The organism is Kangiella shandongensis, from assembly GCF_020005365.1.
GTDB lineage: Bacteria > Pseudomonadota > Gammaproteobacteria > Enterobacterales > Kangiellaceae > Kangiella > Kangiella shandongensis.
This window is the reverse complement of sequence record NZ_JACNML010000015.1, coordinates 1-16,906: the sequence shown is the minus strand read 5'-3', so window position 1 is coordinate 16,906 and position 16,906 is coordinate 1. Positions and strand designations below refer to the sequence as shown.

At 46.3% G+C, this 16,906-nt stretch carries 13 protein-coding genes and 1 tRNA gene; all 14 read left to right on the top strand.

The annotated features are described in order from the left end of the window. Positions 1–872 (top strand): elongation factor Tu (gene tuf, locus H7708_RS13150; protein WP_223670968.1); only part of this gene is annotated, 872 nt, incomplete at its 5' end. Positions 873–1,126: 254 nt separating this feature from the next. Next, positions 1,127–1,202, top strand: a tRNA-Trp gene (locus H7708_RS13145). Positions 1,203–1,269: 67 nt separating this feature from the next. Further along, positions 1,270–1,641 (top strand): preprotein translocase subunit SecE, encoded by a 372-nt coding sequence (secE, locus tag H7708_RS13140; RefSeq protein WP_223671324.1) that lies wholly within the window; start codon positions 1,270–1,272, stop codon positions 1,639–1,641. A 10-nt stretch (positions 1,642–1,651) separates the two neighbouring features. Continuing rightward, positions 1,652–2,185, top strand: coding sequence for a transcription termination/antitermination protein NusG (gene nusG / locus H7708_RS13135; protein WP_223671323.1), 534 nt, complete (start codon positions 1,652–1,654; stop codon positions 2,183–2,185). Positions 2,186–2,312: 127 nt separating this feature from the next. Beyond that, positions 2,313–2,741 carry a 50S ribosomal protein L11 gene (gene rplK, locus H7708_RS13130; protein WP_223671322.1) on the top strand — a complete coding sequence of 143 codons (429 nt, stop codon included), beginning with the start codon at positions 2,313–2,315 and terminating at the stop codon, positions 2,739–2,741. 4 nt (positions 2,742–2,745) lie between these two features. Further along, on the top strand, positions 2,746–3,441 hold the full coding sequence (rplA, locus tag H7708_RS13125; protein ID WP_223671321.1) for a 50S ribosomal protein L1: 696 nt from the start codon (positions 2,746–2,748) through the stop codon (positions 3,439–3,441). Positions 3,442–3,796: 355 nt separating this feature from the next. Beyond that, positions 3,797–4,327, top strand: coding sequence for a 50S ribosomal protein L10 (rplJ, locus tag H7708_RS13120; protein ID WP_223671320.1), 531 nt, complete (start codon positions 3,797–3,799; stop codon positions 4,325–4,327). A 75-nt stretch (positions 4,328–4,402) separates the two neighbouring features. Then, on the top strand, positions 4,403–4,780 hold the full coding sequence (gene rplL / locus H7708_RS13115) for a 50S ribosomal protein L7/L12 (protein ID WP_223671319.1): 378 nt from the start codon (positions 4,403–4,405) through the stop codon (positions 4,778–4,780). 170 nt (positions 4,781–4,950) lie between these two features. Continuing rightward, positions 4,951–9,018 (top strand): DNA-directed RNA polymerase subunit beta, encoded by a 4,068-nt coding sequence (rpoB, locus tag H7708_RS13110; RefSeq protein ID WP_223671318.1) that lies wholly within the window; start codon positions 4,951–4,953, stop codon positions 9,016–9,018. Positions 9,019–9,115: 97 nt separating this feature from the next. Next, positions 9,116–13,342 carry a DNA-directed RNA polymerase subunit beta' gene (gene rpoC, locus H7708_RS13105; protein WP_223671317.1) on the top strand — a complete coding sequence of 1,409 codons (4,227 nt, stop codon included), beginning with the start codon at positions 9,116–9,118 and terminating at the stop codon, positions 13,340–13,342. Between the two features lie 145 nt (positions 13,343–13,487). Continuing rightward, on the top strand, positions 13,488–13,862 hold the full coding sequence (rpsL, locus tag H7708_RS13100) for a 30S ribosomal protein S12 (RefSeq protein WP_068993338.1): 375 nt from the start codon (positions 13,488–13,490) through the stop codon (positions 13,860–13,862). Positions 13,863–14,150: 288 nt separating this feature from the next. Further along, the gene (gene rpsG, locus H7708_RS13095) at positions 14,151–14,624 is read left to right on the top strand and encodes a 30S ribosomal protein S7 (RefSeq protein ID WP_223671316.1); all 474 of its coding nucleotides are present in this window, start codon (positions 14,151–14,153) and stop codon (positions 14,622–14,624) included. Between the two features lie 15 nt (positions 14,625–14,639). Then, positions 14,640–16,739: an elongation factor G gene (fusA, locus tag H7708_RS13090; protein ID WP_223671315.1), complete on the top strand. Its 2,100-nt coding sequence runs from the start codon at positions 14,640–14,642 to the stop codon at positions 16,737–16,739. Positions 16,740–16,779: 40 nt separating this feature from the next. Continuing rightward, positions 16,780–16,906: GTP-binding protein (locus H7708_RS13085; RefSeq protein WP_235727629.1), on the top strand; the 127-nt coding region annotated here is incomplete at its 3' end.

Here is a 16,906-nt window from a genome sequence, read left to right as displayed (position 1 = left end):
CGGCAGCCGACGGCCCGATGCCACAGACTCGTGAGCACATCTTGTTGTCACGTCAGGTAGGTGTACCGAAGATTGTTGTATTCTTGAACAAATGCGACATGGTAGACGACGAAGAGTTGTTGGAGTTGGTTGAAATGGAAGTTCGTGAACTTCTTGATCAATACGAATTCCCAGGTGACGACACGCCAATCGTCCAAGGTTCAGCGTTGAAAGCGTTGGAAGGCGACGAAGGTAAGCTAGGTAAAGAAGCGATCATCGCACTGGGCGAAGCGCTGGATACATACATTCCAGAGCCAGAGCGTGCGGTAGACAAGCCATTCTTGCTACCAATCGAAGACGTATTCTCCATTTCAGGTCGTGGTACCGTAGTCACCGGTCGTGTAGAGAGCGGTGTGGTAAAAGTTGGTGAAGAAATCGAAATTGTTGGTATCAAAGATACTACGAAGACGACGGTGACTGGCGTTGAGATGTTCCGTAAGCTGCTTGACCAGGGTGAAGCAGGCGATAACGTAGGTGTACTACTGCGTGGTACGAAGCGTGACGAAGTAGAACGTGGTCAGGTACTGGCACACCCAGGCACGATTACTCCACACACCCGTTTCGAAGCGGAAGTTTACGTCTTGTCTAAAGACGAAGGTGGTCGTCACACGCCATTCTTCAAAGGCTACCGCCCACAGTTCTACTTCCGTACGACTGACGTCACGGGCGCAGTAGAGCTACCAGAAGGCGTAGAGATGGTTATGCCAGGCGACAACATCAAGATGGATGTTGAGCTGATTGCACCGATTGCGATGGACGAAGGTTTACGCTTCGCGATTCGTGAAGGTGGCCGTACGGTAGGTGCGGGTGTTGTTTCTAAAATCCACGAGTAATTTGGATTGAGTAACGACAAAAGCTTTATAGCTTAATTAAAGGGCCGCACTTTGTGGCCCTTTTTAATGAGTACCCAGGAAACAGACAGGGTGCTGATGCATAAATAGCGCTTAGCGAGATTTGTGCTCTAACGTACCGTTTTTTATACAATTTTTATCACAGCAACTTTCTTTTCAGAAATTGCCAAGAAAGAATTGCAATTCAAGTGAGACATTGTATAATTCACGGCCTTATTTTAGAGAATCAGTTTAAAAGGCCAGTAGTTCAATTGGTAGAGCGTCGGTCTCCAAAACCGAAAGTTGGGGGTTCGAGTCCCTCCTGGCCTGCCACTTCTTTCCTATTAAGACGATTATCGTCAAGTAATAAGCTAAGTGGCTGTTGATAAAGGTTTATTTCATGAGTGCACAGGCAAACACAGAAGCATCGAAATTTGATTTTGTGAAGTGGATTATCGCAGTCGGCCTGCTTATTGCGGGCATTTATGCGTTTAATGTCCTTACCGAGCAGTCGATCTTGATTCGTGCAGGGATCGTTGTTGCGACCGTTGTATTAGCAATTGCAACCGCAATGATGACCGCTAAAGGCAAAGCTTTTTGGCAGTTTGTGAAGGGTGCTCGTACCGAGTTACGTAAAGTTATCTGGCCAAAAACCAATGAAACCACTCGTATGACTATCGTGGTGATTATCATGATTATCATCTTAGGAGCTTTCCTGTGGTTGTTGGATTGGCTGATTAATAGCTTTATAATACAGCCAATCTTGGGTTAGGAGACGTCGCATGGCATTACGCTGGTACGTAGTTCAAGCCTTTTCAGGCTATGAGAACAAAGTAAAGCACTTGCTCCAGGAGCGTATAGAGCTTGCTGGCTTGCAAGAACAGTTTGGCGAAGTGTTGGTGCCGACTGAAGAAGTCGTTGAGATGCGTGCGGGGCAAAAACGTAAGAGCGAGCGAAAATTCTTCCCAGGTTATGTGCTGGTGGAGATGGAAATGAATGAAGAGACGTGGCAGGTAGTACGTAATACGCCACGTGTCATGGGCTTCATCGGTGGTACATCCGATCGTCCTGCGCCGATTTCAAAGAAGGAAGCAGATGCTATCTTGAATCGAATCGAAGATAGTGGCGATAAACCGAAGCCAAAAGTATTATTCGAAGCGGGTGAAATGGTTCGCGTGACAGACGGTCCATTTGCTGACTTCAACGGCGTCGTCGAGTCGGTTAACTACGAAAAAAGCCGTTTACAGGTATCCGTGTCTATCTTTGGGCGCTCAACTCCTGTAGAATTGGAATTTAGCCAAGTCGAAAAAGGCTAGGCGAGACATTTTACATTAAGCGATCTCTGTTTGGCAGCTACAAAGTTAGCCAAATACGGAGAGCGCTTTTTTGTCTTTGTAAAACGGGGAGCTAGCAATAGCGTTTGAACCCATATTGAGGTGAATCATGGCTAAGAAAGTCGAAGCTTATATTAAGCTACAAGTTGGTGCCGGAATGGCAAACCCAAGTCCACCGGTTGGTCCTGCTTTGGGTCAGCATGGTGTGAACATCATGGAATTCTGTAAAGCGTTCAACGCTGAAACAGAGAAGGTCGAAAAAGGCCTGCCAATTCCTGTGGTCATCACAGTTTATAACGACCGTAGTTTCACGTTCGTTACTAAAACTCCTCCTGCGGCAGTATTAATTCTTAAAGCTATCGGTGTTAAATCAGGTAGTGGTACGCCTAACACGAAGAAAGTGGGCAAGATCACTCGTGAGCAATTAGAAGAAATTGCCAAAATGAAAGAACCAGATTTAACGGCAGCTGATATGGATGCTGCGGTTCGTACAATCGCTGGCACAGCACGCTCTATGGGCGTTGACGCGGAGGTATAAGACGATGGCTAAACAAAGTAAACGTATCCGCGCTATCAACGAGAAAATTGGTGAGCGCACAGTATTCCCAGCGTCTGAAGCGATCGAGTTGTTGAAAGACGTTTCAAACGTTAAGTTCGACGAGAGCCTGGAAGTTGCGGTAAACCTGGGTATTGACCCTCGTAAATCGGATCAGGTTGTTCGTGGAGCGACAGTTCTTCCAAATGGTACTGGTAAAGACGTTCGCGTTGCAGTATTTACATCAAACGCTGATGCGGCTAAAGAAGCTGGCGCAGACATTGTTGGTATGGAAGACCTGGCTGAAGAAGTTAAGAAAGGAAACATGGACTTTGACGTTGTGATTGCTAGTCCAGACGCTATGCGTGTGGTTGGTCAGTTAGGTCAAATCCTTGGTCCTAAAGGTTTAATGCCAAACCCTAAAGTTGGTACGGTAACACCAGATGTTGCTACAGCGGTGAAAAACGCTAAAGCAGGTCAGGTTCAATACCGTGCAGACAAGAACGGTATCGTTCATGCTGCTATCGGTAAAGCAAGCTTCAGTGCTGAGCAGTTAGAGCAAAACTTGACTTCATTGTTGATGGCTCTGAAGAAAGCTAAACCGGCATCGTCAAAAGGTACTTACATGAAGAAGATTTCTCTTTCTTCAACGATGGGTCCTGGTTTGACACTGGATAAGTCTTCCATTTCATTGAAAGACTAATTGATTCGGCTTTAGCTGAATCGGTGATTTTGTTTAAGCAGGGAGTCGCTTAAACATACTTGAAACGGATGGTATTCGTTTCAATAACAAGGCTTTGGGTTTCCTGGGTTTGAAAAAGCAATTCAGGGAACCGTCAAAGACCGTAGGTACTGACGGCTCGTGAGTTTGATATATAAGCACGATGAGTTGGTTTAATCACACTGGCTGTAATAGTCAGAGGCCTACGCAGATGGTGAGACCTGATGAAACTTTTTAGTGGATTCGTTCACCGTGACTCAAAGGATAAGGCTTGCCTTATCAAAACTGTAACTCAAACCGGGCTTCGGTTAGGTTTGAAACAATCGGAGGTGAACTAGTGGCACTTAGACTAGAAGGCAAAAAGGCGATTGTTACTGAGGTAAACGAAGTAGCAAAGACTGCCCTTTCAGCCGTTATTGCTGAGTACCGCGGTTTAACAGTAGAGCAAATGACTGCGCTTCGCGTGAAAGCACGTGAAAGCAACGTTTATGTTCGTGTTATTCGTAATACGCTTGCTCGTCGCGCTGTTGAAGATACAGAGTTCGCTTGTATGCAAGATGCACTAACTGGTCCTCTAGTTTATGCATTCTCTTTCGACGCACCTGGTGCGGCTGCACGTCTTTTCAAAGACTTCGCAAAAGAGAATGACTTACTGGAAGTAACTGGTTTGTCGATTGCTGGTGAAATGCACGGCCCTGAGCGTTTAGACGCCATCGCTGCACTACCAACAAGAGACGAAGCGCTTGCGTCACTGATGAGTGTAATGACTGCACCAATCACAAAACTTGCACGTACTTTCAACGAGGTACCAAGCAAGGTTACACGTGCTGTGGCAGCTGTTCGCGATCAGAAGCAAGAAGCAGCTTAGTATTTTCGCTACGTGAACTGTTTGATCGTAGTTTAAATTTTTATTTTTTGAAATTATATACCCAGGAGACTAGAAATGGCTCTATCTAAAGATGATATCTTAAACGCTATTGCTGAAATGAGCGTAATGGACGTTGTTGAACTTGTTGAAGCAATGGAAGAAAAATTCGGCGTTTCTGCTGCAGCAGCAGTTGCAGTAGCTGGTCCAGCAGCTGGCGGCGAAGGTGAAGCTGCAGCTGAGCAGACTGAATTTGACGTTGTAATGAAAAGCTTCGGCGGTAACAAAGTAGCTGTAATTAAAGCTATCCGCGGCATCACTGGTCTTGGCTTGAAAGAAGCTAAAGAAATGGTTGAAGGCGCTCCTGTTGCTGTTAAAGAAGGCGTTGAGAAAGACGAAGCTGAAGACGTTAAGAAGCAATTGGAAGAAGCTGGCGCTGAAGTTGAAGTTAAGTAATAACCTGTTATTACTTGGTGTCAATTAGCGAAAGCAAATGATCCAAAATGGCTGGTGACATTGTCACCGGCCTTTTTGCCGTTAAAAAACGGTAGTGGTGAAAGCCACTTTTTGCCTTAATCAGAGGCAAAACTAAAACGAGTTAAAAGTTAGCGAGCCGAGGAACCCAAATGGCATATTCTTACACTGAGAAAAAACGAATCCGTAAGGATTTTGGTCGACGTTCAAAGATTCTCGATGTGCCTTATCTGTTGGCAATTCAATTGGATTCATACCGTGAATTCCTTGAGCCAAAAGGCGATAACGATTCTGGTTTGGACTCTGCGTTCAAATCAATCTTCCCTATCGAAAGTTATTCAGGTAATGCTGCTCTTGAGTACGTTAGTTACTCAATGGGTGAGCCAGTATTTGATGTTAAGGAATGCCAGATCCGCGGCATTACTTACTCTGCGCCACTGCGCGTTAAAATCCGCTTAGTCATCTACGATAAAGATTCTAAGACGAAAAAAGTTAAAGATATCCGTGAGCAGGAAGTGTTCATGGGCGAACTACCTTTGATGACAGAAAATGGTACTTTCGTCATTAACGGTACAGAACGTGTTATTGTTTCTCAGTTACACCGTAGTCCAGGTGTGTTCTTCGACTCTGACCGTGGTAAAACGCACAGCTCTGGTAAATTGTTATACCAGGCGCGCGTGATTCCTTACCGTGGTTCCTGGTTGGACTTCGAGTTCGATCCGAAAGATATGCTATACGTGCGAATCGACCGTCGCCGTAAATTACCAGCATCTATCATCTTGCGTGCGCTTGAGTACTCAACGCAAGACATGCTGGATATGTTCTTCGAGCGTAATAACTTCTATATCACTAAAGATGGTGGCATTCAGCTTGAGCTTGTGCCGTCTCGTTTACGTGGTGAAACTGCTACTTTCGACATCAAGGCGAAAGGCAAAGTGGTGGTAGAAGAAGGTCGTCGTATTACACCGCGTCACATCAAGAAACTGGAAGATGCCGGTGTTAAAAGATTAGATGTGTCAACGGAATATATCTTTGGTCGTGCATTAGCGACCGATATCATCGATAAAGACTCTGGTGAAGTGATTGCGGAAGCAAACGCAGAAATTACTGAAGAGCTATTGGAAACTTTAATCGACGCTAATGTTACCGATCTGCCAACCTTGTATACCAACGATCTGGATCATGGTCCTTACATGTCTGATACGTTGCGTATCGACTCAACGAAAACCGCGCTAGAAGCGAAAGTTGAGATCTATCGCATGATGCGTCCTGGTGAACCACCAACGCAAGAAGCGGCAGAAGGCTTGTTTGATAACCTGTTCTTCAATCAGGAGCGTTATGATCTGTCACGCGTTGGTCGTATGAAGTTCAACCGTCGTGTTGGCCGTGAAGAGATTGAAGGCGAGGGTACTCTATCGAACGAAGACATCATTGATGTGATGAAAACCCTGATTGAAATCCGTAACGGTAGCGGTACTGTTGATGACATCGATCACCTGGGTAACCGTCGTATTCGTTGTGTCGGTGAAATGGCAGAAAACCAATTCCGTGTCGGTTTGGTTCGTGTTGAGCGTGCTGTAAAAGAGCGTTTATCGCAAGCTGAAAGCGAAAACTTGATGCCACAAGATTTGATTAACGCAAAACCTGTGTCAGCGGCAGTAAAAGAGTTCTTTGGCTCGAGCCAGTTGTCACAGTTTATGGACCAGAACAACCCATTGTCAGAAATTACGCACAAGCGTCGTGTTTCTGCGTTAGGCCCTGGTGGTTTGACACGTGAACGTGCGGGCTTTGAGGTTCGAGACGTTCACCCGACTCACTACGGCCGAGTGTGTCCAATTGAGACACCTGAGGGGCCAAACATTGGTTTGATTAACTCCTTGGCTTGTTATGCCCGTACTAACGACTATGGTTTCCTGGAGACACCTTATCGTCGTGTAAAAGATGGCAAACCAACAGCACAAGTCGATTACCTGTCAGCGATTGACGAAGGTAAGTACATTATTGCACAGGCGAACGCCAACCTGGATAAAGACGGTAAGTTCAGCGATGAATTAGTACCATCTCGTAATCAGGGTGAGTTCATGCTGGCAACGCCTGATCAGGTTGAGTATATGGACGTTTCGCCACAGCAGATTGTATCGGTTGCGGCAAGTATGATTCCATTCCTTGAGCACGATGATGCGAACCGTGCATTGATGGGCTCGAACATGCAACGTCAGGCGGTACCGACACTACGTGCTGAAAAACCGTTAGTCGGTACGGGTATGGAGCGCGCGGTAGCCGTTGATTCGGGTGTTGTTGTCGCTGCTAAACGTGGCGGTGTGGTTGACCAGGTTGACGCCAGTCGTGTCGTTATCCGTGTACATGAAGATGAAGTGGGTGATAACGACTCGGGTGTTGATATTTACAACTTCACCAAGTACACACGTTCGAACCAGAACACTTGTATTAACCAGCGTCCAATCGTCAAGCAGGGCGATATTATTGAGCGTGGCGATGTGTTGGCTGACGGTCCTTCAACCGATTTAGGTGAGTTGGCGCTAGGCCAGAACATGCGCGTAGCTTTCATGCCTTGGAACGGTTATAACTTTGAGGATTCGATCCTTATTTCTGAAAATGTGGTACAGGAAGACCGTTTCACCAGTATCCACATTCAAGAGCTAACCTGTATCTCTCGTGATACTAAGTTAGGTCCTGAAGAAATTACCTCGGATATCCCGAACGTTGGTGAAAGTGCGCTAAGCAAACTTGATGAGTCAGGTATTGTTTACATCGGTGCCGAAGTTAAGCCGGGCGACATCTTGGTTGGTAAGGTAACACCTAAGGGTGAAACCCAGCTGACGCCGGAAGAGAAGCTATTGAGAGCTATCTTTGGTGAGAAAGCGTCGGACGTAAAAGATACGTCGCTACGTGTTGGTACTTCGACTTACGGTACGGTTATTGATGTTCAAGTCTTTACTCGTGACGGCGTTGAAAAAGATGCGCGTGCCAAAGAAATTGAAAACAGTGAAGTGGCTCGTGCCAAGAAAGACATCAACGATGAATTCCGCATCTTAGCGGAAAGCATTTACCAGCGCGCTCGCAACCTGATCACCGGCTGTGTGGCTGAGAAAGGCCCTAACAAGCTGAAGAAAGGTAGCAAGGTCACGGTTGATTACTTAGACGAATTAGAGCCAAGCCAATACCTGGATATTCAGTTGCGCGTTGAAGAAAAGCAACAGGCACTGGAAAACTTGGCGAACTATCTTGCCGAGCAACGTAAAGAGTACGATAAGAAATTTGACATCCAGAAAATCAAGATCACTCAGGGTGATGATTTACAGCCGGGTGTTCAGAAGATCGTAAAAGTTTACTTAGCGGTAAAACGTCGTATCCAGCCAGGCGATAAGATGGCGGGCCGACACGGTAACAAAGGTGTTATTTCAAACATCGTACCGATCGAAGATATGCCGTACGATGAAAATGGTGTCCCGGTTGATATCGTATTGAACCCGCTGGGTGTTCCGTCGCGTATGAACATCGGTCAGGTTCTGGAAACGCACTTGGGTTGGGCAGCAAAAGGTGTCGGCGAGAAAATCGGCGAACTACTGGATACTGGTAAAGCACCTAAAACCGTTAAAACGTTCTTGAATAAAGTGTATAACCACCGTGATGATAAAGCCGTTGAACTGTCGGAGTTATCAGACGACGAAGTCATGAACATGGCGGGTAACCTACGTAACGGTGTGCCAATGGCCACACCGGTATTTGATGGTGCAAACGAATCCGATATTCATGCCATGTATGACTTGGCTGATATTCCAAAGTCGGGCCAAACTTGGCTATATGATGGCCGCACAGGCGATAAGTTTGAGCGTCCGGTAACGGTCGGTTACATGTACATGCTGAAATTGAACCACTTGGTTGATGACAAGATGCACGCCCGTTCGACCGGTTCGTATAGTCTTGTAACGCAGCAGCCACTGGGCGGTAAAGCTCAGTTTGGTGGTCAGCGTTTTGGTGAGATGGAGGTATGGGCACTGGAAGCATACGGTGCAGCTTACACACTTCAGGAAATGCTTACGGTTAAGTCGGATGATGTCAATGGTCGTACGCGTATGTACAAAAACATTGTTGATGGCGATCACCGTATGGAGCCTGGCATGCCAGAATCGTTCAACGTATTGACCAAAGAGATTAAATCTCTGGCGATCAATATCGAACTAGAGCATGACGAGTAAGGCATAAAGCCAGTAAGAGACTCCATTAGCCTCGGAGTCATGTAAAAAGCTCCGAGGCCATTAGGACAAAGGTTTTAACTCCAGCAGGAGAACGATTGTGAAAGACTTATTAAATTTAGTTAAGCAGCAGAGTCAGTCCGAAGAGTTTGACGCTATCCGAATCGGATTAGCCTCTCCGGATCAAATCCGCTCTTGGTCTTATGGTGAAGTGAAAAAGCCAGAGACGATTAACTATCGTACCTTTAAACCGGAACGTGACGGTTTATTCTGTGCCAAGATTTTTGGTCCAGTAAAAGACTACGAATGTTTATGTGGTAAATATAAGCGTTTAAAGCACCGCGGTATTATCTGTGAAAAATGTGGTGTTGAGGTGACATTAACTAAAGTGCGTCGTGAGCGTATGGGTCACATCGACCTGGCGTGTCCTGTAGCGCACATCTGGTTCTTGAAATCACTGCCAAGCCGTATCGGTATGTTGATGGATATGACGCTACGCGATATTGAGCGTGTGTTGTATTTTGAAGCATTCGTGGTAACTGACCCAGGCATGACAACCCTTGAGACTGGCCAGCTATTAAGCGAAGAAGGCTATCTTGACGCGTTGGAAGAGTTTGGTGATGACTTCGAAGCTAAGATGGGTGCGGAAGCGGTCAGCGACCTTCTCGATCAGATTGATCTGCAGGAAGAAGCGCACCGTATTCGTGAAGAAGACATTCCATCGACGAATTCTGAGACTAAGCTTAAGAAATTAAGCAAGCGATTAAAACTGTTAGAAGCATTCCTTGAGTCGGGTAATGATCCTCAATGGATGATCATGACGGTATTACCGGTTCTGCCACCAGATTTGCGCCCATTAGTACCGCTGGATGGTGGTCGTTTCGCAACGTCTGATTTGAACGATCTATATCGTCGAGTGATTAACCGTAACAACCGTCTGAAGCGTCTATTAGATCTTAACGCCCCTGATATCATCGTACGCAACGAAAAGCGTATGTTGCAGGAGTCTGTTGATGCGCTGCTTGATAACGGTCGTCGTGGTCGTGCCATCACGGGTTCTAACAAGCGTCCATTGAAATCTTTGGCCGACATGATCAAAGGTAAGCAGGGTCGTTTCCGTCAGAACCTGCTTGGTAAACGTGTGGACTACTCGGGTCGTTCGGTGATCGTGGTAGGTCCTACCTTGAAATTACACCAGTGTGGTCTTCCGAAGAAGATGGCATTGGAATTATTTAAACCATTTATCTACAGCAAGCTTGAGTTGCGTGGTCTAGCGACAACGATCAAAGCAGCGAAGAAAATGGTTGAGCGTGAAGAGCCAATCGTTTGGGATATCCTGGAAGAAGTGATTCGTGAGCATCCGGTACTACTGAACCGTGCACCAACACTTCACCGTTTAGGTATTCAGGCCTTCGAGCCAGTATTGATTGAAGGTAAAGCGATCCAGCTTCACCCATTAGTCTGTACGGCCTACAACGCTGACTTCGATGGTGACCAGATGGCGGTCCACGTACCATTGACGCTGGAAGCTCAGTTAGAGTCGCGTGCCTTGATGATGTCGACTAACAACATCCTGTCACCAGCGAACGGTGAGCCAATTATCGTCCCAACGCAGGACGTGGTACTGGGTCTTTATTACTTAACCCGTGATCGCGTTAACGCCAAGGGTGAAGGTATGGTCTTCGTCGATGCTGACGAAGTACAGCGCGCCTACGCCAACGGTGCCGTAGATTTGCACGCAAGAGTTAAAGTGCGCCTTCCTATGGTTCACTTCGATGAAGATGAAAACCGTACAGAGTCTTTAGATCTGGTTGAAACCACGGTCGGTCGTTCCTTGCTTTGGGGAATCGTACCGGAAGGTATTAACTTTGATCTGGTCAACCAGCCAATGACCAAGAAAGCAATTTCGCGCATGGTTAACACCTGTTACCGTGAGCGAGGGCTGAAAGCAACGGTTATTTTTGCTGACCAATTAATGTATACCGGCTTCTCCTATGCGACTCGTTCAGGTACTTCGGTAGGTATCGAAGACATGGCGATTCCAGACGTTAAAGCGGGCATCATTGAAGCGGCTGAGACCGAAGTAGCAGAGATCCAGGATCAGTTTAACTCTGGTTTGGTGACACAGGGTGAGCGCTATAACAAAGTTGTTGATATCTGGTCTCACACTAACGAAAAAGTTGCGAAAGCGATGATGGACCACATTGGTACCGATGACATCGAAACCAAAGAAGGCGAAACGGTCACTCAGCCTTCGTTCAACTCGATCTTTATGATGGCGGATTCGGGCGCTCGTGGTAGTGCGGCTCAGATTCGTCAGCTAGCGGGTATGCGTGGTCTGATGGCGAAACCGGATGGCTCGATTATTGAGATGCCGATTACGGCAAACTTCCGTGAAGGTCTGGACGTATCGCAGTACTTTATTTCGACACACGGTGCACGTAAAGGTTTGGCCGATACCGCGTTGAAAACAGCAAACTCAGGTTACCTGACTCGACGTCTGGTTGATGTGGCGCAGGATATGGTGATAACAACCGAAGATTGTGGTACTGAAAACGGTATGTACATGACACCGCTGATTGAAGGTGGTGACGTTGTAGAACCATTGCGTGAGCGTGTACTCGGTCGTGTCGTTGCAGAGCACGTATATGTACCGGGTACTGATGATATTCTGGCTGAAGCTGGAACATTATTAGACGAGAAATGGGTAGAAATCCTTGAGCAAAATTCGGTCGACGAAGTGAAAGTTCGCTCGGTAATTACCTGTGAAACGCGCAATGGCGTGTGTGCAGCATGTTACGGTCGTGATCTGGCTCGTGGTCATATTATCAATCACGGTGAGTCGGTCGGTGTTATCGCTGCACAGTCGATTGGTGAGCCGGGTACACAGTTAACGATGCGTACCTTCCACATTGGTGGTGCCGCATCACGTGCGTCAGCAGACAACAATGTACAGATTAAAAACGACGGTACATTGCGTCTGAAAAATGCAAAAACCGTTGAGCGTAAAGACGGCAAGCAAGTTATCGTATCGCGTTCATCTGAATTGAACGTGGTGGATGAGTTTGGTCGTGAGCGTGAACGTTATAAGTTGCCATACGGTACTGTGTTAGCTAAAAATGAAGGTGAAGAAGCGAAAGGTGGCGACATTGTTGCTAACTGGGATCCGCATACTCACCCAATCATTACTGAGCTAGACGGTCGTATCCAGTTCGTTGATATGATTGAAGGCGTAAACATTGAGCGTCAAACGGATGAGCTGACAGGCTTAAGCTCAATCGTGATTACGGAGAACAAACAACGTTCTGGTAGTAAGTCGTCTGACGTTAAGCCAGCGATCAAGTTACTTGATGCGAAAGGTAAAGAACTGTGCATTCCGGGTACGGAAATGCCAGCGGTTTACTTCTTGCCGGCTAACGCGATTGTGAGCCTGGAAGATGGTGCTGAGGTAAGCATCGGTGATGCGATTGCACGTATTCCACAAGAAAGCTCGAAAACAAAAGATATTACGGGTGGTCTACCTCGAGTAGCCGACCTGTTCGAAGCGCGTAAACCGAAAGAACCAGCAATTCTTGCTGAAATTTCAGGTACCGTCAGCTTCGGTAAAGAGACAAAAGGTAAGCGTCGTCTTGTCATCACTCCTCAAGACAGTGACGATACTTACGAAGAATTGATTCCGAAATGGCGTCAGCTAAACATCTTCGAAGGTGAGAAGGTGGAAAAAGGTGAGGTTGTATCTGACGGTGCAGATAACCCACACGATATTCTGCGTCTAAAAGGAATCACGGAGCTTGCGCGTTACATCGTGAATGAAGTTCAGGAAGTTTATCGTCTACAGGGTGTAGGCATTAACGATAAGCACATTGAAGTGGTCATTCGTCAGATGTTGCGTAAGTGTATTGTGACTGATCCAGGTGACTCTCGCTTCCTGAAAGGTGATCAAATGGAAGTTGTTAGAGTACTTGAAGCAAACGATAAGTTGATTGAAGAAGGTAAAGAACCTATCCAGTTCGAACGCGTCTTGATGGGGATTACCAAAGCATCTTTGGCAACAGAATCGTTTATCTCAGCGGCATCATTCCAGGAAACGACTCGTGTGCTTACCGAAGCGGCTGTCAACGGTAAGATGGATGACTTGAATGGTCTGAAAGAAAACGTCATCGTTGGTCGTCTGATCCCGGCAGGTACGGGTCTGACTTATCACGAAGAACGTCGTCGCAAACGTGCTGCGGAATTACAAATCGAAGATGTTGTAGGTCCATCAGCAGACGATGTTGAGCAGGCTCTTTCTGAAGAGTTGAGCTCAATGGAAGATAACGAGGCTTAAAGTACTTCAGTCTGCTTGATGGTTAAACATTAAGCAGACTTGACAACGTATTAGGACCTCTTTAGAATAGCGCGCCCTAAGATACTAAGTCCTTACGGCAAGGGCACGCTATATAAAGCGTGAACCAGATATAGAGAATGAATTAATGGCTACTATTAATCAGCTTGTAAGAAAACCTCGCGTTAAGCAGGTAAAAAAGACCAACGTACCAGCGTTGGAAGCTTCTCCACAAAAACGTGGTGTATGTACGCGTGTTTATACTACAACGCCTAAAAAGCCGAACTCGGCTTTGCGTAAAGTAGCGCGTGTGCGTTTGACTAACGGTTATGAAGTATCGTCGTACATTGGCGGTGAAGGTCATAACCTACAAGAGCACAGTGTTGTACTTATCCGTGGCGGTCGTGTAAAGGATTTGCCAGGTGTCCGTTATCACTGTGTCCGTGGTTCGCTTGACCTTGCGGGTGTTAAAGATCGTAAGCAAGGCCGTTCGAAGTACGGTGCAAAAAAGCCAAAAAGCTAAATTCCTAGTGGCGGCGTTAATTGAATTTTTTGTTTCAGAAACTCGTTGGACTCAAAGCCAACTTTGCTTCACAAAAATCCAATTGCCCGGCAATAGAAATTTAGTAGGTCTAACTACAATAGGCCAGGCGTTTTAATCAGTTTGACATATTAAAACGTTACAATTAGAGAATAGTCTAGTAGCTGATCGTCCGATCAGCTATTTCACTATGTGAGTAAGGCCAGATAAGTACCGTAACTGCTTATTCTGGATTGTCCTGAAGTTACACATGCATGAGGAAAAGTTAACATGCCAAGAAGACGTGTTGTCGCAAAACGCGAAATCCTTCCTGATCCTAAGTTCGGTAGTGAATTATTAGCAAAATTCATTAACGTTTTAATGCTTGACGGTAAAAAGTCTGTAGCAGAAAAAATCGTTTATGGTGCGCTAGACATTATCGGCGAAAAGAAATCAGGCGAAGAACCACTAGAAATGTTTGAAAAAGGCTTGGAAAACATCCGCCCTATGGTGGAAGTTAAATCACGCCGAGTTGGTGGTTCGACTTATCAAGTACCAGTTGAAGTTCGTCCTGCTCGTCAGACAGCGCTAGCTATGCGTTGGTTAACTGACGCAGCTCGTAAACGCAGTGAAAAGTCAATGCGTGAACGTCTGGCTGGTGAAATTCTTGATGCTATCGAAAGCCGTGGTTCAGCTGTTAAGAAACGTGAAGACGTTCATCGTATGGCTGAAGCGAATAAAGCTTTCTCGCATTTCCGTTGGTAATCCAAGGAGTTTATTGTGGCACGTAAAACCCCAATTAAACGATACCGCAACCTTGGTATCGTCGCGCACGTAGACGCTGGTAAAACGACGACTACGGAGCGTATCCTATTCTACACCGGTCTGTCTCATAAGATCGGTGAAGTACATGACGGCGCCGCCACCATGGACTGGATGGAGCAGGAGCAGGAGCGTGGTATTACTATTACCTCGGCTGCGACTACGACCTTCTGGCGTGGTATGGAGCAACAGTTCGACGAGCACCGTATTAACATCATCGACACTCCTGGACACGTTGACTTTACGATTGAAGTAGAGCGTTCATTGCGTGTACTGGACGGTGCGGTAGTGGTGCTTTGTGGTTCGTCTGGTGTACAACCACAAACAGAAACTGTATGGCGTCAGGCTGATAAGTACGAAGTTCCTCGCATGGTTTTCGTCAATAAAATGGACCGTGCCGGTGCTGATTACGGTATGGTCATCGACCAGCTTAAATCGAAATTAAACGCGAACCCGGTACCAATGCAGCTAACTATTGGTGCAGAGGACGAGTTTAAGGGCGTGGTTGATTTGGTTAAGATGAAAGCCGTTATCTGGAACGAAGAAGATAGAGGTATGACTTTCTCTTACGAAGACATCCCTGCTGAGCTGCAAGACGAGTGCGATCAAATGCGCGAGTTTATGGTTGAAGCGGCAGCTGAATCTTCGGAAGAGATGATGGAGAAGTACCTTGAAAACGGAGAGCTTACCGAAGAAGAAATCAAGCAAGGTATTCGTCAACGTACACTAGCCAATGAAATCATTCCGGTATTCGGCGGTTCTGCCTTTAAGAATAAAGGTGTTCAAGCAGTGCTGGATGCGGTTATTGAATATATGCCTTCTCCTACAGAAGTTAAGGCGATTCAAGGTACAGTGGACATTGAGAACGACGAGGTCGAAACGCGTGAAGCAGACGACGATGCACCTTTTGCGGCATTGGCGTTTAAAATCGCGACAGACCCATTCGTGGGTACGCTAACCTTCTTCCGTGTCTACTCTGGGGTTATTAATTCCGGTGACCACGTTTTCAACTCGGTTAAAGAGAAGAAAGAACGTATTGGTCGTATCGTACAGATGCACTCTAATAGCCGTGAAGAAATCAAAGAAGTTCGCGCGGGTGATATCGCGGCGGGCGTTGGTCTTAAAGACGTCACAACGGGTGATACTTTATGCGACCTGGAAAACAAGATTATCCTTGAGCGTATGGAGTTCCCGGATCCGGTAATCTCGGTAGCGGTTGAGCCAAAAACTAAAGCAGACCAAGAAAAAATGGGTATTGCTCTAGGTAAATTAGCGCAGGAAGATCCATCGTTCCAGGTGCGCACTGACGAAGAGTCAGGCCAGACCATTATTTCTGGTATGGGTGAGCTACACCTGGATATCCTTGTTGATCGTATGAAGCGTGAGTTTAAAGTTGAAGCGAACATTGGTGCGCCTCAGGTAGCTTATCGTGAATCTATCCGCAACACGGTTGAAGTCGAAGGTAAATTCGTACGCCAATCTGGTGGTCGCGGTCAGTATGGTCACGTTTGGGTTAAGCTTGAGCCACAAGAAGCGGGCACAGGCTTCGAGTTTGTTAACGAAATCGTTGGTGGTGTAGTACCGAAAGAATATATTGGTGCTGTACAGAAAGGTATCGAAGAGCAGCTTGAAAACGGTATCATTGCTGGTTATCCAGTACTGGACGTTAAAGCGACGCTTTACGATGGTTCTTACCACGATGTTGATTCGAACGAGATGGCGTTTAAGATTGCTGGTAGCTTGGCAGTGAAAAATGCTGCTGCAACTGCAAATCCTGCATTGCTTGAGCCAATGATGAAAGTTGAAGTGGTTACTCCAGAAGAATACATGGGTGACGTTATGGGTGACCTTAACCGTCGTCGTGGCCTTGTAAAAGGTATGGATGATAGCCCATCAGGTAAAGTTATTGATGCTGAAGTACCGCTTTCAGAAATGTTTGGTTATGCGACAGACGTGCGTAGTTTGTCTCAAGGCCGCGCAAGCTTTACGATGGAGTTCTCGCATTATGCAGAAGCTCCAACAAACATTGCTGAAGAAGTTATCAGTAAGAATTCTTAATTTAAATTTGAAGTTCCAGATAGATTAGAGGAATTAAACAATGTCTAAAGAAAAATTTGAACGTACCAAGCCGCACGTTAACGTGGGCACAATTGGCCACGTTGACCACGGTAAAACCACACTGACGGCAGCGATCTGTACTGTACTAGCGAAAGAATACGGCGGTG

Excerpts from the sequence above, each read along its gene's own strand:
- secE (WP_223671324.1), top strand. The coding sequence starts at position 1,270 with ATGAGTGCACAGGCAAACACAGAAGCATCGAAATTTGATTTTGTGAAG.
- nusG (WP_223671323.1), top strand. The coding sequence starts at position 1,652 with ATGGCATTACGCTGGTACGTAGTTCAAGCCTTTTCAGGCTATGAGAAC.
- rplK (WP_223671322.1), top strand. The coding sequence starts at position 2,313 with ATGGCTAAGAAAGTCGAAGCTTATATTAAGCTACAAGTTGGTGCCGGA.
- rplA (WP_223671321.1), top strand. The coding sequence starts at position 2,746 with ATGGCTAAACAAAGTAAACGTATCCGCGCTATCAACGAGAAAATTGGT.
- rplL (WP_223671319.1), top strand. The coding sequence starts at position 4,403 with ATGGCTCTATCTAAAGATGATATCTTAAACGCTATTGCTGAAATGAGC.
- rpoB (WP_223671318.1), top strand. The coding sequence starts at position 4,951 with ATGGCATATTCTTACACTGAGAAAAAACGAATCCGTAAGGATTTTGGT.
- rpsL (WP_068993338.1), top strand. The coding sequence starts at position 13,488 with ATGGCTACTATTAATCAGCTTGTAAGAAAACCTCGCGTTAAGCAGGTA.
- rpsG (WP_223671316.1), top strand. The coding sequence starts at position 14,151 with ATGCCAAGAAGACGTGTTGTCGCAAAACGCGAAATCCTTCCTGATCCT.